The 19,901-nt window shown below is 67.4% G+C and carries 20 protein-coding genes and 1 tRNA gene; 11 read left to right on the top strand and 10 right to left on the bottom strand.

All coding sequences use genetic code 11. The features are described from left to right. Positions 1-110: 110 nt before the first annotated feature. Together fliP and QRN13_RS03870 are read right to left on the bottom strand one after the other, a co-directional pair. A complete protein-coding gene (gene fliP, locus QRN13_RS03875) occupies positions 111-923 on the bottom strand; it encodes a flagellar type III secretion system pore protein FliP (RefSeq protein ID WP_039244769.1) in 813 nt (270 codons plus the stop codon). After that, on the bottom strand, positions 920-1,210 hold the full coding sequence (locus QRN13_RS03870; RefSeq protein ID WP_153923046.1) for a FliO/MopB family protein: 291 nt from the start codon (positions 1,208-1,210) through the stop codon (positions 920-922). The genes fliP and QRN13_RS03870 overlap by 4 nt, the downstream gene beginning before the upstream one ends. Positions 1,211-1,355: 145 nt before the next feature. Here QRN13_RS03870 and flgB point away from each other — a divergent pair, with 145 nt between their 5' ends. Genes flgB through fliE form a run of 3 tightly spaced genes read left to right on the top strand, consistent with a single transcriptional unit; the run spans position 1,356 to position 2,518 of the window. Continuing rightward, positions 1,356-1,760, top strand: coding sequence for a flagellar basal body rod protein FlgB (gene flgB, locus QRN13_RS03865; protein WP_017506835.1), 405 nt, complete (start codon positions 1,356-1,358; stop codon positions 1,758-1,760). A gap of 25 nt (positions 1,761-1,785) precedes the next feature. Then, on the top strand, positions 1,786-2,205 hold the full coding sequence (gene flgC, locus QRN13_RS03860) for a flagellar basal body rod protein FlgC (protein WP_369796239.1): 420 nt from the start codon (positions 1,786-1,788) through the stop codon (positions 2,203-2,205). A gap of 10 nt (positions 2,206-2,215) precedes the next feature. Next, positions 2,216-2,518: a flagellar hook-basal body complex protein FliE gene (gene fliE, locus QRN13_RS03855; RefSeq protein WP_045809720.1), complete on the top strand. Its 303-nt coding sequence runs from the start codon at positions 2,216-2,218 to the stop codon at positions 2,516-2,518. Positions 2,519-2,525: 7 nt separating this feature from the next. Here fliE and QRN13_RS03850 read toward each other — a convergent pair whose 3' ends face one another. From QRN13_RS03850 to QRN13_RS03840, 3 genes are all read right to left on the bottom strand, one after another. Next, positions 2,526-3,068 (bottom strand): polysaccharide biosynthesis/export family protein, encoded by a 543-nt coding sequence (locus QRN13_RS03850; protein WP_502868574.1) that lies wholly within the window; start codon positions 3,066-3,068, stop codon positions 2,526-2,528. A 50-nt stretch (positions 3,069-3,118) separates the two neighbouring features. Then, positions 3,119-4,450 carry an FAD/NAD(P)-binding protein gene (locus QRN13_RS03845; protein WP_284876911.1) on the bottom strand — a complete coding sequence of 444 codons (1,332 nt, stop codon included), beginning with the start codon at positions 4,448-4,450 and terminating at the stop codon, positions 3,119-3,121. A 99-nt stretch (positions 4,451-4,549) separates the two neighbouring features. Next, positions 4,550-5,410 (bottom strand): WecB/TagA/CpsF family glycosyltransferase, encoded by an 861-nt coding sequence (locus tag QRN13_RS03840; RefSeq protein WP_284876910.1) that lies wholly within the window; start codon positions 5,408-5,410, stop codon positions 4,550-4,552. Between the two features lie 224 nt (positions 5,411-5,634). Here QRN13_RS03840 and QRN13_RS03835 point away from each other — a divergent pair. The 8 genes from QRN13_RS03835 (at position 5,635) to ptsN (ending at position 11,552) form a co-directional block, all read left to right on the top strand. Next, positions 5,635-5,721, top strand: a tRNA-Leu gene (locus QRN13_RS03835). A 216-nt stretch (positions 5,722-5,937) separates the two neighbouring features. Further along, positions 5,938-6,552, top strand: coding sequence for a ribonuclease D (locus QRN13_RS03830; RefSeq protein ID WP_284876909.1), 615 nt, complete (start codon positions 5,938-5,940; stop codon positions 6,550-6,552). Between the two features lie 7 nt (positions 6,553-6,559). Next, positions 6,560-7,219 carry an LPS export ABC transporter periplasmic protein LptC gene (gene lptC, locus QRN13_RS03825; protein WP_045809723.1) on the top strand — a complete coding sequence of 220 codons (660 nt, stop codon included), beginning with the start codon at positions 6,560-6,562 and terminating at the stop codon, positions 7,217-7,219. Then, positions 7,216-7,710, top strand: a complete 495-nt coding sequence (locus QRN13_RS03820) for an LptA/OstA family protein (protein ID WP_502868573.1) — start codon at positions 7,216-7,218, stop codon at positions 7,708-7,710. The genes lptC and QRN13_RS03820 overlap by 4 nt, the downstream gene beginning before the upstream one ends. Positions 7,711-7,739: 29 nt before the next feature. Continuing rightward, the gene (lptB, locus tag QRN13_RS03815; RefSeq protein WP_174087076.1) at positions 7,740-8,531 is read left to right on the top strand and encodes an LPS export ABC transporter ATP-binding protein; all 792 of its coding nucleotides are present in this window, start codon (positions 7,740-7,742) and stop codon (positions 8,529-8,531) included. 255 nt (positions 8,532-8,786) lie between these two features. Then, entirely contained in the window at positions 8,787-10,286 is a 1,500-nt protein-coding gene (rpoN, locus tag QRN13_RS03810; RefSeq protein ID WP_284876907.1) for an RNA polymerase factor sigma-54, read from the top strand. Between the two features lie 74 nt (positions 10,287-10,360). Next, complete coding sequence (gene hpf, locus QRN13_RS03805) at positions 10,361-11,005, top strand: ribosome hibernation-promoting factor, HPF/YfiA family (protein WP_055754032.1); 645 nt, start codon at positions 10,361-10,363, stop codon at positions 11,003-11,005. 79 nt (positions 11,006-11,084) lie between these two features. After that, entirely contained in the window at positions 11,085-11,552 is a 468-nt protein-coding gene (gene ptsN / locus QRN13_RS03800; RefSeq protein WP_039244754.1) for a PTS IIA-like nitrogen regulatory protein PtsN, read from the top strand. Positions 11,553-11,596: 44 nt separating this feature from the next. Here the strand turns inward: ptsN and QRN13_RS03795 are convergent, their stop codons facing one another. The 5 genes from QRN13_RS03795 to QRN13_RS03775 form a co-directional block, all read right to left on the bottom strand. Continuing rightward, positions 11,597-11,848: a DUF1150 family protein gene (locus QRN13_RS03795; protein WP_017506777.1), complete on the bottom strand. Its 252-nt coding sequence runs from the start codon at positions 11,846-11,848 to the stop codon at positions 11,597-11,599. A 64-nt stretch (positions 11,849-11,912) separates the two neighbouring features. Continuing rightward, positions 11,913-12,350 carry an Hsp20 family protein gene (locus QRN13_RS03790; protein ID WP_091749944.1) on the bottom strand — a complete coding sequence of 146 codons (438 nt, stop codon included), beginning with the start codon at positions 12,348-12,350 and terminating at the stop codon, positions 11,913-11,915. A 115-nt stretch (positions 12,351-12,465) separates the two neighbouring features. Further along, positions 12,466-13,794, bottom strand: coding sequence for an ammonium transporter (locus QRN13_RS03785; protein ID WP_284876906.1), 1,329 nt, complete (start codon positions 13,792-13,794; stop codon positions 12,466-12,468). A 29-nt stretch (positions 13,795-13,823) separates the two neighbouring features. After that, positions 13,824-18,350, bottom strand: a complete 4,527-nt coding sequence (gene gltB / locus QRN13_RS03780; protein WP_284876905.1) for a glutamate synthase large subunit — start codon at positions 18,348-18,350, stop codon at positions 13,824-13,826. After that, on the bottom strand, positions 18,347-19,774 hold the full coding sequence (locus QRN13_RS03775) for an NAD(P)-dependent oxidoreductase (protein ID WP_284876904.1): 1,428 nt from the start codon (positions 19,772-19,774) through the stop codon (positions 18,347-18,349). The genes gltB and QRN13_RS03775 overlap by 4 nt, the downstream gene beginning before the upstream one ends. Between the last annotated feature and the right edge of the window lie 127 nt (positions 19,775-19,901).

Here is a 19,901-nt window from a genome sequence, read left to right as displayed (position 1 = left end):
AGCGTTTCCAGTGTTAGTCGCCCGATTCCGAGCGAGGACCGGGGGATCAACACGGATTTCCATACGCTTTGCAAGCGCCGATGACGCTTAAAGCCATATGGGGCGGGGGATTATCCGGTACCGGACGCCCGCTGGAAGCTCTCGACCAGGCTTCCGGCGACCAGTCGCCAGCCGTCCACCAGCACGAAGAAGATCAACTTGAAGGGGAGGGAAACCACCACCGGAGGGAGCATCATCATGCCCATGGACATCAGCACGCTGGCCACCACCAGATCGATCACAAGGAACGGAACGAAAAGGAGAAATCCGATTTCGAAGGCCTTCTTCAGCTCGCTGATCATGAAGGCCGGGGTGACCACACGCAGGGGCAGGTCCTGGACGTTCTGGGGCGGGTCGATCTTCGACAGCCGGGTGAACAGGGCGAGGTCCCCACGGTCCACCTGGGCCAGCATGAAGGTTTTTACGGGTTCGGACGCCTGATCGAAGGCCTGGGGCAGTTCGATCTGCTGATCCATCAGCGGACGAATGCCCGAATCATAGGCGTCCTGCCAGGTCGGGGCCATGACGATGGCGCTCAGGAACAGCGACAGGGACACCAAGACGGCGTTCGGCGGCGACTGTTGCAGGCCCAGCGCCGTGCGCAGCAGCGACAGGACCACGATGATCCGCACGAAGCTGGTGGTCATGATGACGATGGACGGCGCCAAGGACAGGACGGTCATCAGACCGACCAACTGGACCACGCGCTGGGTCAGGCCCGCGCCGGTGCCCAGATCGATGTTGAGGGCCGAGCCGCTTTGCGCCGCCTGCTGAGCCAGGGCCGCGACAGGCCAGGCCAGGCAGACAAGAGTGGTGAACAGCGACAGCAGGGCCGCGCGTTTCAGCTCGGCGCCGGTCGGCTTGACGAAGACGGCGGGCTTCACTGGCCGCCTCCCATTTTGCCGATAGTGGGCTGACGCGGTTCGATCAGTTCGCGGCCTTCGCCCAGCAGGATCAGCCGTTCCTCGTCATCGACGCGGACCAGAACGAGGCGACGGGCGGGGTCCAGCACCAGGGTCTCGACGACCTGAAGCCGGCGCTCGCCGCGCTCCGCATTCAACCGGGCCAGGATTTGCGGCGCATAGCGGCGCGCAGCCCAGGCCGCGATCCCGATCAGGCCGAGGGTGAAGGCCAGGCCGAAGACCGCCCGGGCGAGATCGAGGAAATTCATGACGCTGCAAAGGCCCCGCGCAGTCCGCGCTCAGGCCGCGAATGTTAACCACCACGGTTAACGACCCGTTGAGATAACCCCCTATTAACCATCCAGGCGGCATTTTCTGCCCATCGCGCGCATTCGCGTCGCACGGGAGACCGCCATGGGCGTCGCCGACATACCGCTGCTGGGGCAGATCAAGGGCCGGCTGGGCTGGCTGGACGCCCGCCAGCGGGTCATCGCCGAGAACGTCGCCAACGCCGATACGCCGGGCTTCGTTGGGCGCGACCTGAAACAGCCGACCGACTTCGCCGCCGCCATGCGCTCGGGCGGGGGGCTGCAGATGGTGCGCACCAATGCGGCCCATATCGCGCCGGCCGGTTCGCCGGTGCGGTTCGCTCCGACCAAGGCGCCCGATTCGGAGACCACGCTGGACGGCAATTCGGTGGTGGTCGAAGAGCAGATGCTGAAAATGGCCGAGAGCCGCATGGCCTATGACGCCGCCATCGGCTTCTACCAAAAATCCATGTCGATGATCCGCATGGCCGCCAAGCGGCCGGGCGCCTGAGCTGATGGCCGAGAAGGACTGACCCATGCCTGATCCCATCCCCCCTTCGAACAGCGCCATGGCGGTGGCGGCCTCGGCCCTAAAGGCGCAGCAGTCGCGCATGCGCGTGATCGCCGAGAACATCGCCAACGCCCAGTCGACGGCGCGCACGCCGGGCGGCGAGCCCTATCGCCGCCAGATCCCGGTCTTCCAGGCGCGCGAGGTCGATGGGGCGACCGGCGTCACCCTGGCCGAGGTTCGGCCCGACCAGGGCGACTTCAAGATGGACTATGACCCGTCGCACCCGGCCGCGAACGCGCAGGGCTATGTGATGCGGCCCAATGTCGACACACTGGTCGAGGCGATGGACATGCGCGAGGCGCAGCGCGCCTATGAGGCCAATCTGAACGTCATCGAGACGGCGCGGTCGATGGACAGCCGCACCCTCGACATCATCAAACGCTGAGGACTAGGCCATGAATCCGATGATGGCCGCCAAGGCCTATGCCGCCGTTCAGGGCGGCGCCATGCCGACAGCAGCCCAGGCGCCCGGCGTCGGGGACGGCGGCTTCGCCGACCTGGTCAAGAACGCCATGACCGACATGACCCAGCAGTCGCGCGCGGCCGAAACCCAGATGACCCGCTCGGTCCAGGGCCAGGGCAATCTGATCGATGTGGTCACGGCGCTGAGTTCGGCCGAGGCGTCGCTGGAAACGGTGATCTCGGTCCGCGATCAGGTGATTTCCGCCTATAAGGAAATCATGGCGATGCCGATCTGACAGCGGGTCAGAAGTAGCGTTCGCCGATCCGCAAAGTGTCGCCGGGCGAAACACGCGCATCGGCGGTCAGCGGCTGGGCTTCTTCGACCGGTGATCCGGCGCGACGCACGAAGACGCGGCGCGTGTTGGCGCGATAGGTGAAGCCTTGGGCCGTCGCCACGGCGTTCAGCACCGTCAGGTCCGGCAGATAGGGGTATTCTCCCGGCCGATTGACCTCGCCCAGGATGTAGATCGGCCGATAGGTCAGGACCTGGGCGGTGACGCGCGGCTGGTTCAGATAGCCCTGGCTCAAGGCTTGAGCGACGGCGTCCTGAAGCTGGGCGCTCGTCAGACCCGCAACCTGGACCTCGCCGATCAGGGGCAGGGCGATACGTCCGTTGGCGTCGATCACGAACTCGCCGCCCAGCGCTGCCTCGCCGAAGACGTCGATGCGCACCTTGTCGGCGGAGGCGAGCCGATAGTCCGACACGCTCTGAGGCGCAAAGGCCGTCAGGCCCAGCGACAGGACCGCGATCAGCAGGCCGATGCCTCTTCTTGCCCCCACTGTCATCGCCCCCGATGGTTCCGAGTGTGAAGGCTAAACGCGTCGGTTGTTCCGGTCTAGGGGCGGTTCGACAGGATACGGGCGGCGAGATCGCGCGCCTGGCCGCGCAGGTCGGGCACGGCCGTCATCTCCCAGAAGGCGCCGCGCGTCAGGGGGCCGATGGCGTGAAGGCCGAGCGCTGGGGCGCCCGCCCCGTCCAGCAGACCGCCCTCGTCATCGACCTGCAGGCCCAGGCCCAAGGGGTCCGGGCGTCCGTAACCCTTGTCGAGGATGTCGCGGATCATCGGCTCGGTGCTCTTGGAGATCACGCCCAGCGGCCCGGTGCAGTTCACGACCAGATCGAACCGCTCCTTGATGGCGCGCTTCTTTCCGCGCGGACGCCACGAGACCTCGATGACGTCGGTCGCCTTCAGCTCGGTCAGCTTGCCGGCCAGGATCGTCAGTTCGCCGGCAGCCAGCATGGAATGGATGTCGCGGGCCGGGCCGGGCGACAGGCGGTGGCGATGCACGTCCCACAGGGGACGCAGATGGCGCAGGAAGCGGCTGCGCTCGACCCGCGACCAGCCGCGCCAGATGTCGCGCGCGGAATGGCGCAGGCGGTCGAACACGGCGCGCCAATCCGCCTCGGCCGTCGCGTTGCGGATCTGACGCAGGATTTCGGCCGGGCTGCCCGAAAAGGCGCCGACATAGGGCGTGGGCGGCACGGTCGCGTGGGCGCGGGGCAAAAGCCCGTGACGCGACAGGGCGGTCAGGCGGCGTCCGGGTCGGCGCAGGGTGATGGCTGCATCCACCATCGTCAGGCCCGAACCGATCAGCAGGACATTGCGGGCGTCGCGCGCCGTCTGGGGATCGAACCGCCAGGGGTTTTCGACATAGGCGGGGGAGGCGCGCACCGCGTCCTCGACGCCGGGGGGCGAGGCGGGCTCCAGATTGCCCAGCGCCAGCACGACCTGATCGGCCGCGACTGCTCCGTCGCTGGTCAGGATACGCCAGCCGTCGTCCTGACGATCGATGGACTGAGCCTCGGCGCCGATCAGGTTCAGTCGGTCGGGGGCGTCGTCCAGCGCCTCATCCAGCAGGGCTTGAAGATAGTCGCCATAGACGCCGCGGGTGATGAAGCCGTCCTGGGCGCGCCACGACGGCTGTTCGGCCAGCCACTCGGCGAGGTGGCTGGGCTGGTCGGGAAAGGCGCTCATATTGTCCAGGCGGACGTTCAGCAGATGGCCGGGATTGCCGGTGTCATAGGCGGTGCCGGGACCGAAAACGCCGCGCCGTTCGATCAGGGTGACGCGCACATCGCGCGAGGCCTTCAGCAGATTGACGGCAGTCAGCAGGCCGCTGAAACCCGCGCCGACGATGGCGACATGCGGTCCATTCTGCTGCGGCACGCGCACCCCCGTTTCCCGTTTCCGTCGCTGTCGATAACACGCGGCGGGCCAGAGGGATCATGGCGATAAATATCTATCTGGCCAGTAGGAATAACGTGATCAGGGGCTGCGACCTCTGGTCTTGCGGATGTCGCGCAGGGCCAGAGGGAGCAGCGTCCAGGGCTCGACGCAGTAGCGGACGAACAGCCGTTTGGGATCGTGCAGCAGGCGATAGGCCCATTCGACGCCCGCGCGTCCCATCCAGCGCGGGGCCGCGCTTTGAGCCCCCGCCTCATAGTCGAAGGCGGCGCCGACCGACAGGATGACGCAATCGGGCAGGCGCTCGAAGTTTTCGGCGATCCATAGCTCCTGGCGCGGCATCCCCATGCCGACGAACAGGATATGGGGCTGGAAGGCCGTGATCCGATCCAGGACGGCGGCGTTCTCGGACGAACCGGGCCGAGCGTCGAAGAAGCCGTGGTGGATGGCGATGTCGGCTTCGGGATAGCGGAGCTTCAGCCGGCGGGCCGCCTCGTCGCCGACGCCGGGCGCGCCGCCGACGGACAGGACGCGCCAGCCCTGACGGTTAGCCACGCTCCAGAAATGGTCGCGCCAGTCCAGATAGGTGCAGCGATGAAAGCCCCGGCTGTGCAGACCCAGGGCGCGCGAGAAGGCCAAAAGCGGCGTCGAATCGACCTCGATCAGATCGGCCTTGTCGTAGAAGGCGCCGAGTTCAGGTCGCTTCTGCATCAGATAAAGGCTGTGCAGATTGTGATTGGCGATCAGGCTTTTTTCGCCCTGTCGCACCGCCTGCTGAATGTGGTGCAGCACCTCTTCAGGCTTCACCAGATCCATCGATTGACCCAGGATCGTCACTCGCTCGTGGGCGCGGCGGTTCTGGCGAAACGGCGCGCGCGGCTTGGCGCGGCGCTCCGTGGCGAAGCGCTCTGGCGCAGAGGGGCTGAGAGACGGGTCCGCCATGAAGCGCTTCTAATCGACCTGACCTCAAGACGGGGTTAGAAAACAGGCTTAGCGCCCATTAAGTCGCCGCCGAACGCGGATCGAAAATGATGTCCGGCCAGGCTTGCCGCGCTGCGTGCGCAAGAAATCTCGCAAAGGCGAAAAATCCTTGTTGACCCCGCCCGGAGCCTCCCTTAGAGGTCCGCGCCTTCCCGATGGAAACGCCGCAAGGCGCTGCCGACGGGGCCCAGATGGCGGAATTGGTAGACGCGCTGGCTTCAGGTGCCAGTGGCTTAACGGCCGTGGAGGTTCGAGTCCTCTTCTGGGCACCATCTTTCAGAAAGCGTCGCACCGAACGGTGCGGCGCTTTCTTTGTTTTGGCCTATCGCCTCGCGCGCGCCGCCCCGCTGCTTGAGGCCATATTTTTGGGCCTATAGGAATGCGCGCGGCGCATTCCTGCTTGAGGCCGTTCCGTGAATGCGGCGCGCGGCGCTCAGCATTGCTGTAGGCCGTTTCGCGCGCCGCGTTCGCCGTGTAAGAGCCTGAGCATGACCGTTTACCTGCATGAGGGCGACCTGCCCGACGATCTGGACCTGGGGTCCGAGGTCGCCATCGATTCCGAGACGATGGGCCTGCGTTTTCGCCGCGATCCGCTGTGCGTGGTGCAGTTGTCGTCGGGCGACGGAAACGCCCATGTCGTGCGGCTGAACCGGCCCGCCTATGACTGTCCGAACCTGAAGCGGGTGCTGACCGATCCGGCGGTGACCAAGATCTTCCACTTCGGCCGGTTCGACATCGGCATGTTCCTGCTGCACCTCGGCGTCGAGACGCGGCCGGTCTATTGCACCAAGATCGCCTCCAAGCTGGCGCGCACCTATACTGACCGGCACGGGCTGAAGGACGTGGTGCGCGAGACGGTGGGCGTGGACCTGTCCAAGGCGCAGCAGTCCTCGGACTGGGGCGCCGAGACGCTGAGCCAGGCGCAGCTGGACTATGCGGCGTCGGACGTCCTGTATCTGCACGCGGCCAAGGCCAAGCTGGACATGATGCTGGCGCGCGAAGGGCGAACCGATTTGGCCGCCAAATGTTTCGACTTCCTGCCGACGCGGTCGGCGCTCGACCTGGCCGGCTGGGACGAGACCGACATCTTCGCCCACAGCTGAGGCGCGCTTGACCGAACACGGCGAACAGTCCCGCATCGAGGCCGACGAGGCCAGGGTCGCCCTGGCCGGCGCGCGCTGGCGCGCGCGCTCGCGGCGGGTGAAGCTTTATCGCCGCGTCCTGCCGATCGTCATCCTGGTGCTGGCGGGCGGCGCCCTGACCTGGACCGTGTTCCGCACCGTCATGTCGGGGGTGGAGCGCAAGGCCAGCCAGAGCCAGGAAGTCCGCCTGGATGCGCCCCTGTTCCACGGGCAGGATGCGCAGGGCCGCGCCTTCACCGTCGGCGCGCAAGGCGCCGTGCGCGATCCCAATACCGGCAAGTTCAAACTGATCGGCCCGGCGCTGAAGCTGAACCTGGGCGGACGCAAGGTCACGGAACTGACCGCCGACGGGGGCATCTATGACGAGCAGGCGAAGACGGTGACGATCGGTCCAAACGTGCGCATTTCGGACGGGGGCACGGGCTTTGTCCTGACCACGCCCGAGGCGGTGGTCGACACCTCGACCGGAAACGTCACCGGTTCAAAGGGCGTTCAGGGTTCCGGCCCTATTGGAACCATCAACGCATCGTCCTATGCGATCTACGATCAGGGACAGCGCGTCGTGTTCGACGGCGCAGGCGACAACAAGGTGAAGGGCGTTCTGACGCCCAAGGGGTCAGGCGGATGATCGTGACGAAGATTTCGAAGGCGCTGGCTGTCGTCGCGGCGGCGGCCGTCGTGGGCATGCCGGCCCTGGTCGATGCCCAGGCTCAGGCGACCAATCAGCCCGTCGCCTATGGCGCGGACTCGGTCGAATACGCGCCCAACTGCATCATCCTGCGCGGCCGGGCCGAGGCGACGCAGGGCGGCAACCGCTTTCGCGCCGACACCCTGACCCTGGTCAGCGGCGAGGGCGGCGATCTGCAACGCGCCGAGGCCAGCGGCACCGTCTATTTCGTGACGCCCGACCAGTCGATGCGCGGCGACCGCGCCGTCTATAATCTGGGCAATGGTGAGATCGTGGTGACGGGCAACGTCATCCTGACCCAGGGCAAGAACGTCCTGACCGGCTCGCGCCTGGTCTACAACATCAACACCGAGACCGCCCGCATGGACGGCGCGCCGCGCGGCGCCGCCGGAAGCCGCGTGCAGGGCGTCTTCTATCCCAACTCGAACTGAGGCCGTCTGGCCGTCACGGACCTGAGCATTTGGCGCGCAAGGAACTGTCAGCCCTGAACCTGGACGAGCGGCCGCAGCCGGCCGCCGTGGCGCCCGCGCCTGCGGAAAAGGGCCTGCGGGTGATGAACCTGGCGCGGTCGTTCGGCCAGCGTCAGGTCGTGCGCGACGTGTCCCTGACGGTCCAGCGCGGCGAGGTCGCGGGCCTGCTTGGCCCGAACGGCGCGGGCAAGACCACCTGCTTCTACATGATCACCGGCCTGATCCCACCGGATTCGGGCGCGATCTGGCTGGACGGCGAGAACATCACCGGCCAGCCGATGTATCAGCGCAGCCGCATGGGCCTGGGTTATCTGGCGCAGGAAGCCTCGATCTTTCGCGGCATGACGGTCGAGCAGAACGTCAAGGCGGTGGTCGAGCTGAACTATCCGCGCGACCAGATCCGCGCCGAGACCGACCGGCTGCTGAACGAACTGCACATCGACCATCTGCGCCATGCGCGGGCCACGGCGCTGTCGGGCGGCGAGCGTCGGCGAGTGGAGATCGCGCGGGCGCTGGCCGGACGGCCGTCCTTCATGCTGCTGGACGAACCCTTCGCCGGCATCGACCCCCTGGCCATCGCCGATATCCGCACCGTGATCCGCTATCTGGCCAGCCAGGGCATTGGCGTGCTGATCACCGACCACAATGTGCGCGAGACCCTGGACATCACCGACCGGGTGTCGATCATCTCGAACGGCGCGGTGCTGTTCGAAGGCACGTCCGACGAGGCGATCCACGACGCCGAAGTGCGCCGTGTCTATCTGGGCGAAAACTACATCTGACGATGAGCGTCTCCTCCCTGCGAAGCGGGGAGGGGGACCGCGCGCAGCGTGGTGGAGGGGTTCTTTGAGTCCCTACCGGCGCTAGTGATGCGGTGAAGACCCCCTCCGTCACGGCGCTTGAAGGAAGCGCCGCGCCACCTCCCCATGAAATGGGGAGGAGACGAAGAGCGCGTTCGTCTCGCGTTAACCGGTTCGGCGACATTCTGTCCCAGCAAGTTCCGGGCCACTCGGCGGCCGGGCGGGAAGATTTCGGACGTGATCGGGCAAAGGTTAGAGGTCAGGCAGGGGCAGGGGCTGGTCATCACGCCCCAGCTGCAGCAGGCGATCAAGCTGCTGCAACTGTCGAACCTCGAGCTGGAGGACTTCGTCGAGGCCGAACTGGAACGCAATCCGCTGCTGCAACGCGAGGAACCGGAAGGCGAGACGCACGAACCGGTCGAGCGCGTCGAGGCGGCCTCGGATAGCGAAATGTCGTTCGGCGACGGCGTCGCGGACGCAGCGGCGTCCTCGATGGACGCCGGTTCCGACGATGTCTACGGCGACGCCGCCCCGGGCGAGCGCACCAGCGACCGGATGACCGACGAGGCCCAGCCGGGTCTGTCGGACTGGTCCAGCGCCGGCAAGGGCGGCCAGATGTTCGAGGGCGAGGGCGAGCGGCCCGACGCGCACGAGTTGACCCTGTGGGAACATCTTCAGGCCCAGGCGTCGAGCGCGGGCCTGTCGCCGGCCGACCACGGCATCGCCCTGACCCTGATCGATGCGACCGACGAGGGCGGTTATCTGCGGGGGGAACTGACCGAATTCGCCGACCGGCTGGGCGTGCCGCTGGAGCGGATCGAGGCGGTGCTGAGCGTCTGTCACGGCTTCGAGCCGACCGGGATCATGGCGCGGTCGGTGCCGGAATGCCTGAAGCTGCAGCTGATCGAGCGCAATCGGTTCGATCCGGCGATGGCGGCGCTGCTGGACAATCTGGACCTGCTGGCCAAGCGCGATCTGGCGGGCCTGCGCCGCGTCTGCGAGGTCGATGGCGAGGATCTGACCGACATGATCGCCGAACTGCGGGCGCTGACGCCGCGTCCGGGCGCAGGCTTCGGCGGCGAGCCGGCGCAGACGGTCGTGCCCGACGTGCATGTGAGGCCGGACCCCGCCGGCGGCTGGCGGGTTGAGCTGAACGCCGACACCCTGCCGCGCCTGTTGGTCGACAAGCGCTATCACGGCCTGGTTCAGGCCGGCGCGCGATCGGACACCGAAAAGACCTTCGTCGCCGACTGCGCCGCCCAGGCCAACTGGCTGGTCAAGTCGCTGGATCAGCGGGCCAAGACCATTCTGAAGGTCTCATCCGAGATCGTGCGCCAGCAGGACGCCTTCCTCGCCTTCGGCGTCGAGTTCCTGAGGCCGCTCAATCTGAAGACCGTCGCCGACGCCATCGGCATGCACGAATCGACCGTCAGCCGCGTCACCTCGAACAAATATATCGCCACGCCGCGGGGCGTGTTCGAGCTGAAATTCTTCTTCACCGCCGCCATCCAGTCGGTGGACGGGGCATCGACCCATTCGGCCGAAGCCGTCCGTCACAAGATCAAATCCATGATCGACGGCGAGGGGGTTGAAGGTGACGTTTTGTCCGACGACCGGATCGTCGAAATCCTGAAGGAAACGGGCATCGACATCGCCCGCCGCACCGTGGCCAAATATCGGGAAGCCTTGAGGATTCCGTCCTCGGTCGAGCGCCGCCGGATGATGAAGACCGGCTGACATCCACAGCCAAGCGTGACCACAAATCGGTGATCTGGATTGACACCAAATCGGGTCGGGCGCGTTCTATCGGCATGCAAGTCCAAGTCAGCGGCAAGCAAGTGGATGTCGGCGAAGCGTTAGGCTCGCGCATCTCCCAGGAACTCGAAGACGGGGTTGGAAAATACTTCGCCCGAGGCGGTGAAGACGCCGAGGTCGTGGTGTCCAAGGACGGCCACAACTTCAAGGTGGACTGTTGGGTCCGCCTCGCGTCGGGCCAGACCCTGGTGACGACCGGAATGGGCGGCGACGCCCACTCGGCCTTCACCGAGGCGCTGGATCGGCTCGAAAAGCGGGTTCGCCGCTACAAGCGCCGGCTCAAGGACCACCACATCGGACCCAAGGGTCTGTCGCCCGAGAAGACCGAAAACGCCGCCCGCGAAGTCGCACGCAGCATCGTGCTGCGTGATCCCGACAGCGTGGAAGACGATGTCTTCGGCGACACCGGCGAGAACGACGGCCCGCCGCCGGTGGGCATGGTAATCGCCGAGACCGAGCACGAAATCCGCACCATCACGGTCGGACGGGCTGTGCTGGAGCTGGACATGACGGGCTACCCGGTCGTGCTGTTCCGCAACGCAGCCCACGGCGGTCTCGCGGTCGTCTATCGTCGTCCGGACGGCAATGTGGGATGGATCGATCCCGAACGGACGGCCAAGTCCAACGGTTCGGTGAACTAAAGCCTCAGTTTGACTTCGGCGCGGTTGTCTCTAAACGGGCGGCCGCGCCGTTGTCTGCTGCGTGTATCGAGGTTGTGTAATGGACATCGGTGATCTGCTCGCGCCCAAGGGCGTGGTGCTGCGCAGCGGCGCGTCGTCTAAGCGACAGGCGCTTCACGCGCTGGCGGAGGCGGCGTCCCATGCGCTGGGCCTCGACGAAGCCCGTATTTTCGACGCCTTGATGGAACGCGAGACGCTGGGATCGACCGGGCTGGGATCCGGGGTCGCGGTGCCGCACGCGCGTCTCACCGAGGTCGAGAAGGTGACGGCCGTTTTCGTGCGACTGGATACGCCTGTGGCCTATGATGCAGTGGACGACCGGCCCGTCGATCTGATCGTCGGCCTGTTCGCCCCGCCCAAGGCGGGCGCCGAGCATCTGCGCGCATTGGCGGCGGTGTCGCGCGCGCTGCGGTCGCCTGAACTGCGTGAGCAACTGAGACAGGCGCGAACGACCGATGCGATCCGCGCCCTTTTCGTCAAGGACGCCACGGCCGCGACGGCGGCCTGAACTGCGTCATGAACGGCGGCGCCTGCGCGCCGCCATCCATCAGATCAGTGAACGGAAACCGGCTCCAGCTCGTGCGCCACGGCGGCGGCGAAGGCGGTGTCGCGGTCGATCATGACCGCCAGACGCTCGCCGTCGGCGCTGTGGACGGCATACAGCATCTGGCCGGGGTTCAGATCCACGTCCTTGATCTCGACCGCCTCTTCAAGCAGGTCCGAGGCCTTGATCTCGCGCACATACACGAGGTCGGGGGCGCCCAGTCCGGCAAAGTCTTCCTTGGTCATCGTCATCGGCGTCATTAGGACCGCCTCCTTCATATTTGACAACGCCCGGATCGCCGGGCGGTTCGAATGGCTATGGTTTTCAGCCGGCCGTGATGGGCCCAGACGTAATTGGAATGCGCCGCACCTGGCGCTCGGCCTCGGGCCGGATCAGGTCGACGTGGAGCAGGCCGTGCTCCAGTCGGGCGCCCTCGACCTCCAGCCCGTCGGCCAGGACGAAGTTGCGAACGAAGCCACGCGCCGCGATGCCGCGGTGCAGAAAGGCCTGTTCGCCCCTGCCGGCGTCGTCGCGTTTGCCGGCGATGGTCAGCTGGCGGCCGTCCAGGGTGATGGCCAGTTCGTCCGGCGCAAACCCGGCGACGGCCAGGCTGATGCGGACGCCCGCATCGCCGATCTGTTCGACATTGTAGGGCGGATAGCTTTCGGCCGCGGCCTTGGCGGCGCGGTCGATCAGGGCGCGGGTATGGTCAAAGCCCAGCAGAAAGGGGCTGTCGAACAGGAGGGTGCGCGTCGTCGTCATCTGGGGTCCTTGCGTCAGCGACCGAGCGGTCGGTCTCCCGCAATCGGCAAGACCGTCCGTCACAGATGAAGATGGGGGCTGGCGAGGGCGGGATCAACCGGCAGCGCCTGTGGGGTCAGTGGATGGCCTCGCCGTGCTGGGTATAGTCCAGCCCCTCGACCTCTTCGTCCTTGGTGACGCGCAGGCCCGTGGTGAACTTGCAGATCATCAGGACGACGAAGGTGCCCACCGCGCTCCAGGCGATGACGCCGACCAGGCCGACGGCCTGTTTCCACACCGTCGTCCCCTCCGAAAGGGCGTTGACGGTCGTGGTGGCGAAGACGCCGGTCAGCAGGGCGCCGACGATGCCGCCGACGCCGTGAACTCCGAAGGCGTCCAGGCTGTCATCGTATTTCAGCGCGTGCTTCAGCCAGACCGCGCCCGCATAGCAGGCCGGGCCGCCGATCAGGCCGATGAAGAAGGCGCCCTTGGGATCGACGAAACCGGCGGCGGGAGTGATGGCGACCAGACCGCCCACGACGCCCGACAACAGGCCCAGCAGGGTCGGACGCTTGCGGTCGAACCATTCGACGGTCATCCAGCCCAAAGCGGCGCTGCCGGCGGCCAAGATGGTGTTGAAGGCGGCCGTGGCGGCCAGCGCGTCCGCCGCGCCTGCTGACCCCGCGTTGAAGCCCAGCCAGCCGACCAGCAGCAGGCCTGTGCCGATGGCGCTATAGACCAGGTTGGCGGGGGCCATGTTGTCGCGCCCGAAGCCGTGACGCGGCCCCAGCATCAGGGCGCAGACCAGGCCGGCGATACCGGCGTTGACGTGGACGACCGCGCCGCCCGCAAAGTCGAGCACGCCCAGTCCGCCCAGATAGCCGCCGCCCCAGACCTGATGACAGATCGGCGCATAGACGATCAGGTGCCACAGGCCGAAGAACAGCAGGCTGGCCGAGAACTTCATCCGCTCGGCGAAGGCGCCGGCGATCAGGGCTGGGGTGATGATGGCGAAGGTCATCTGGAAGGCGACGAACAGCAGTTCGGGTAGGCCGGGCAGCAGGCTGTGGGACGTCTGGGCCGTCACGCCGTTCAGGAAGGCGGCCTGTACCCCGCCGATGAAGCCGTTGATCGCGTCCGGTCCCTTGCCGAACGACAGGCTGTAGCCGACCAGGAACCACAGCACCGAGACGATGGCGAAGGCCGCCGCCGACTGGGCGACGACGCTGATGATGTTCTTCTTCCTGACCATGCCGCCGTAGAACAGCGCCAGACCCGGCAGGGTCATCAGCAGCACCAGCGCCGTCGAGGTCAGGATCCAGGCCGTCGCCGCCGTATCGATGGCCAGCGGCGCCTGATGCGCCAGCAGGGCCGGGGCCACCAGGGTTGGGGCCGCCAGGGCCGGTGAGGCGAAGGTCGCCGCCCCGGCGACGAGCGTGACGGCGAGGGCGGCGGATCGGGTCATGGCGGCTTTCTGAGGCAGGCGGTTCGGTGTCAGGCGGAGGTCTTCAGGCGTTCCGTGCGGGCGACGATGTCGGTCAGGGGCACGATGCGGACGAAGCGGTTCAGACTGCTGTCCCAATCCGCCAGCAGACGCCGCGCCAGGGGCGAGGCCGTCGCGGCCAGATGGGCCTCGATCAGGCCCTTCAGTCGATCGGCCGCCTGTGCGTCCATGTCGGTCACGCCCGACAGGTCGCCGTTCAGGGCGCGCTCGGCATGGCCCGGCTGGTCCAGCACGAACAGCTCGCCGCCGCTCATGCCCGCCGCCAGGTTCCAGCCGACCGAGCCCAGGACGACCACGCGCCCGCCGGTCATATATTCGCAGCCGTGCGCGCCCAGACCCTCGACCACGGCCTCGGCGCCGGAGTTTCTGACCGCAAACCGCTCGCCCGCCGCACCGGCGACGAACAGACGGCCCGAGGTCGCGCCATACAGGGTGGTGTTGCCGCAGATCAGCTGATCCTCGCGCCATTCGGGCGTGCGGATCGAGATTTCGGCGCCCGACAGCCCCTTGCCGACATAGTCGTTGGCCTCGCCGGTCAGGTGCAGTTCCAGACCCTTGGCTGCAAAGGCGCCGAAGCTTTGGCCCGCGATGCCTTCCAGCCGCAGCTTCAGACGACCGGCCGGCCCTTGCGCGCCGAAGCGCCGCACGATGGCCGAGGACAGGGCCGCGCCGACCGTGCGCTGGGTGTTGTTCAGCGGATAGGACAGCTCCAGCGTCTGGCCGCGATCCAGGAAGCGCACGGCGTCCTTCAGCACGGCGGCGTCCAGGCTGTCGGCGATGGGCTTGCGCGTCGTCTTGTCGGCCCATTTGCCGGCCGCGCCCTCGTCCACCTGAACCAGCAGCGGGTTCAGATCCAGGTCGTCCAGGTGCGAGCCGCCGCGCCGGACCTGACGCAGCAGGTCTGTGCGGCCGATGATCTCGTCCATCGTGCGCGCGCCGATCGACGCCAGGATCTCGCGCGTCTCCTCGGCGATGAAGGTGAACAGGTTCACCACCTTGTCAGGCGTGCCGGTGAACTTGTCGCGCAGCCGCTCGTCCTGGGAGCAGACGCCGACGGGACAGGTGTTGGAATGGCACTGCCTCACCATCAGACAGCCCATGGCGATCAGGGCGGCGGTGCCGACGCCGTATTCCTCGGCCCCCAGCATGGCGGCGATGACCACGTCACGGCCGGTGCGGACGCCCCCGTCGGTCCTCAGTGTGACCGAGCCGCGCAGATTGTTCAGCGTCAGCACCTGATGGGCCTCGGCCAGGCCGATCTCCCACGGCAGGCCGGCGTGTTTGATCGAGGTCTGGGGCGAGGCGCCAGTGCCGCCGTTGTGGCCGGCGATCAGGATGGCGTCGGCGTTGGCCTTGGCCACCCCCGAGGCGATGGCGCCGATGCCCGAGGCGGACACCAGCTTCACCGTCACCCGCGCATCGGGATTGATGGCCTTCAGGTCGTAGATGAGCTGAGCCAGATCCTCGATCGAATAGATGTCGTGGTGCGGGGGCGGGGAAATCAGGGTCGTGCCGGGCACGGCATGGCGCATCCGGGCGATGAATTCCGTGACCTTAAAGCCGGGCAGCTGGCCGCCCTCGCCGGGCTTGGCGCCTTGCGCCACCTTGATCTCGATCTCGCGGCACTGGTTCAGATATTCGGCCGTGACGCCGAACCGGCCCGAGGCCACTTGCTTGACCGCCGAGTTGGCGTCGTCGCCGTTCGGGCGCGGGTGATACCGTTCCGGATCCTCGCCGCCCTCGCCCGAGACCGAGCGGGCGCCGATGCGGTTCATGGCGATGTTCAGCGTCTCGTGCGCCTCCGGGCCGAGCGCGCCCAGCGACATGGCCTGGGTCAGGAAGCGGCGGCGGATGTCCGACACGCTCTCGACCTGGTCCAGCGGAATGGGCGTGCCTTCGCGGAAGTCCAGCAAATCGCGCAGGGACAGGTCGGCCTGGGCGCGAACGACCTCGGAGAACTGCTTGAAGCGGCGATAGTCGCCCCGGTTGCAGGCGTCCTGCAGCAGGTGGATGGTCTTGGCCTCGTGGGCGTGGGCCTCTCCGCCCGAACGGATCTTGAAGAAGCCGCCGATGGCGGGCGACGGCACGGCCTCGCCCCAGGCCATGCGGTGCCGCTTCATCGCCGCCTGTTCCAGACCGGCCAGGCCGATGCCGGAGATGCGCGACGGGGCGCCGGGGAAGAATTCGGCGGTCAGGGCGCGCGACAGACCCAGCACCTCGAACTCGCATCCGCCGCGATAGGCGGAGATGACGCTGATCCCCTTGCGCGCCAGGGTCTTCAGCAGGCCCGCCTCGATGCCGGCCTTGTAGTTCAGACAGGCGTCGCGCAGCGTCAGGCCGGGATACAGGCCCCGATCCAGACGCTCCTGGAACAGGTCCTGGGCCAGCCAGGCGTTGACGGTGGTGGCGCCGACCCCGACCAGGACCGCGAATCCGTGCGGATCCAGCGTCTCGGCGGTGCGGACCACGATCGAGCAGTAGGAGCGCAGGCCCGCCTTGGTCAGGCGGCCGTGGACCCCGGCGGTGGCCAGGATCATCGGCGCGGCCAGACGATCCGCCGAGCCGGCCTGGTCGGTCAGCACGATCAGGGCGGCGCCGTGGCGGGCGGCGGCTTCGGCCTCGTCCATGATGCGGTCCAGCGCGGCGCGAAGGCCGGCGCCAGGCCTGTAGGCTTCCTTGGCGTCGTCGGACGGCAGGGCGTAGCTGCAGTCGATGACCACGGTCGAACCGGCGCCGACCGTGTCGACCATCCGTTCGTACATGCCGTTGGTCAGGACCGGGCTGTCCAGCACGAAGACGTCGGTCTGGGCCTCTTCCTCGGCCAGGATGTTGCCCAGGTTCTTGAACCGGGTCTTCAGGCTCATGGCGCCCGCTTCGCGCAGCGGGTCGATGGGCGGGTTGGTGACCTGGCTGAAGTTCTGGCGGAAGTAGTGCGACAGCGGGCGGGGCAGGGCCGACAGCACGGCGGGCGGGGCGTCGTCGCCCATCGAACCGACCGCCTCCTTGCCATCGCGCACCAGGGCGTCCAGCAGCAGGTCCAGATCCTCGCGGCTGTAGCCGGCAGCGATCTGGCGGCGGGTCAAGGCCTCGCCCGAGGCCGAGCGCGGTTCGGGTCCAGGGCCGATGATCGGCTCCAGATCGACCATATTGTCCAGCCACGCCTCGTAGGGGTGGGCGGCGGCCAGGGCGTCGACGGCCTCATGTTCGTCATAGACGCGGCCGTGCTTCATATCGACGGCGATCAGCTTGCCGGGGCCGATGTGCAGGCGGCGCTTCACCCGGCTCTCGGGGATCGGCACCAGACCGGCTTCCGAGCCCGCCATCAGCAGACCATCGACGGTCTCGACGGCGCGCAAGGGACGCAGGCCGTTCCTGTCCTTGCCCGCCACGATCCAGCGGCCGTCGGCGGCGCAGATGGCGGCCGGGCCGTCCCACGGCTCCATCACCGCATTGCAATAGGCGTAGAAGGCCCGGTGTTCGGGCGGCATGACCACGTCGTCCTTGGCCCAGGCCTCGGGGATCAGCAGGGCCTTGGCCATCGGCGCAGGGCGACCGGCGTGGACCAGCACCTCCATGACATTGTCCAGGGCGGCGGAGTCCGATCCGCCCGGCTGGACCACCGGCTTGACCTCGCCGTCGCGGTCGCCAAAGGCGCCGGCCGCCATGCGGATCTCGTGCGACTTCATCCAGTTCAGATTGCCCTTCAGCGTGTTGATTTCGCCGTTGTGGGCCATCATCCGGAAGGGCTGGGCCAGCTTCCATTCCGGGAAGGTGTTGGTCGAATAGCGCTGGTGGAAGACCGCGTAGGCCGAGACGAAGCGCGGGTCCTCAAGATCGGGATACAGGTCGCCCAGCAGTTCGGCCCGCACCATGCCCTTGTAGGCGATGGAGCGTGCGGACAGGGTGCAGATATAGACGCCGGCCAGGTTCTCGGTCTTGACCGTCTTTTCGATGCGGCGGCGGCACAGATACAGTTCGCGCTCCAGCGCCTCGCCGTCCAGCGGTTGGCCCGCGTCGTCCAGCGGCGGGGCCAGCATGATCTGTTCGATCTCGGGCCGGGTCGCGCCGGCCTTGGTCCCGACGACCGACAGGTCGATGGGCGTCTGACGCCAGCCGTAGATCCAGAAGCCTCCGCGCAGGGCCTCGGTCTCGACGATGGCGCGGGCGCGGTCCTGGGCGCCCAGGTCGGTGCGCGGCAGGAAGACCTGGCCGACGCAGATGGGCCCAGGACGCAGGGACTGGCCGATGGAGGCCACCTGTTCGGCGAAGAAGCCTTGGGGCAACTCCGCCATGATGCCGGCGCCGTCGCCCGACAGGCCGTCGGGATCGACCGCGCCGCGGTGGGCCACGGCCTTCAGGCTGCGGATCGCATATTCGACCACGTCACGGCGGGGGGTGCCGTCGATGGAACAGACCAGGCCGACGCCGCAGGCGTCGCGCTCGGAGGCGCGGTCATAAGCGTTGCCGGCTTCCAGCCGGTTACGGGTCTCTTGGTACTTGTTCAGCCAATCGGTCATGCCGCGACCTCCTCGGTGCGGGTCTTGAAGTAGCGGTCGATCTCGGCGGCGGCGTCCTGGCCCTCGCGGACGGCCCAGACGACCAGGGAGGCGCCGCGCACCGCGTCACCGGCGGCGAAGACGCCGGGCAGGCTGGTGGCGAAGCTGATGGAGCCGACCTTGATGGTGCCGTCGTCGCGCAGGCGCAGGTCGGGCTCATGCGCCGCGAACGGCTCGGGCGAGAAGCCCAGGGCCTCGATGACGATGTCGGCCGGCACGTCGAAGTCGGCGCCGGGCACGGGCACGATGTCGCGACGCTGGCCGGGAGCGGCCTCGGTCAGTTGCATGCGCGCGGCGCGCACGCCCGTAACCTTGTCGCCTTGCGATAGCAGGGCCTTGGGCGCGGCCAGCCATTCGAAGACGACGCCCTCTTCCTCGGCGTTGACGACCTCGCGGGCCGAGCCCGGCATGTTCTCGCGGTCGCGACGATACAGGCAGGTGACGCTGGCCGCGCCTTGCCGGACGGCGGTGCGGACGCAGTCCATGGCGGTGTCGCCGCCGCCGATGACGACGACCCGCTTGCCGCGCGCCTCGTGCCAGCCGTCCTGTTCGGCGTCACCCAGGTCGCGCCGGTTCTGATGGGTCAGATAGGACAGGGCGGCGACGGTCGAATCCGGCCCGCGACCGGGAGCGGACAGGATGCGCGGCTGATAGACGCCCATAGCCAGCAGGACGACGTCATGCTTGTCGCGCAGCTCGGTCAGGGTCACGTCCTTGCCGACCTCGCAGCCCAGCACGAACTGGACGCCGCCGTCGATCAATCGGTCCACGCGACGCTGCACGACGTGCTTTTCCAGCTTGAAGCCGGGGATGCCGTAGATCAACAGGCCGCCGGCGCGGTCGTGGCGATCATAAATCGTGACCTGATAGCCCTCGCAGCGCAGGCGGTCTGCAGCCGCCAGACCGGCCGGGCCGGCGCCGACGATGCCGACCGTTTCGCCGCGTTCCGCCGCCGGGCGAATGGGTTCGACCCAGCCGTTGGCGAAGGCCTGGTCGCCCAGCCAGGCCTCGACCGAGCCGATGGTCACAGCGTCCCAGCCGGACTGGTTCAATGTGCACGACCCCTCGCACAGTCGGTCCTGCGGACAGATACGACCGCAGATTTCGGGCATGGTCGAGGTCAGGGACGCGACGCGCCAGGCCTCGCGCGGCTCGTTCTCGGCCGAAAGGCGCAGCCAGTCGGGGATGTTGTTCTGAAGCGGGCAGGCGTTCTGGCAGAAGGGCACGCCGCAGTCGGTGCAGCGCGACGCCTGTTTCTCGGCCGTCTCGGTCGAGGGCGGAATCGTGATCTCGCCGAAACCGCGTGCGCGCAGTTCGGCCGAGGCCTTGGACAGGCGGCGGGGTTCGACGACGAATGTCCCGCCTTGCTTCAGGGTCTTATGCATATCTCGCATATGCCGCAAACGACGCGTTAGAGGCAAATATTATTGCCACGAGGCGTTCTCAGCGAAACAAAAAGAATAAATCATCCAATCGGACGCGTTTCGTCGTCAAAAGTTGCTGATGTTGGCC

The organism is Brevundimonas sp. MEB006b (assembly GCF_030209705.1).
Lineage (GTDB): Bacteria > Pseudomonadota > Alphaproteobacteria > Caulobacterales > Caulobacteraceae > Brevundimonas.
The sequence above is the reverse complement of the archived record's forward strand: the minus strand, read 5'-3'. Positions and strand labels throughout refer to the sequence as shown.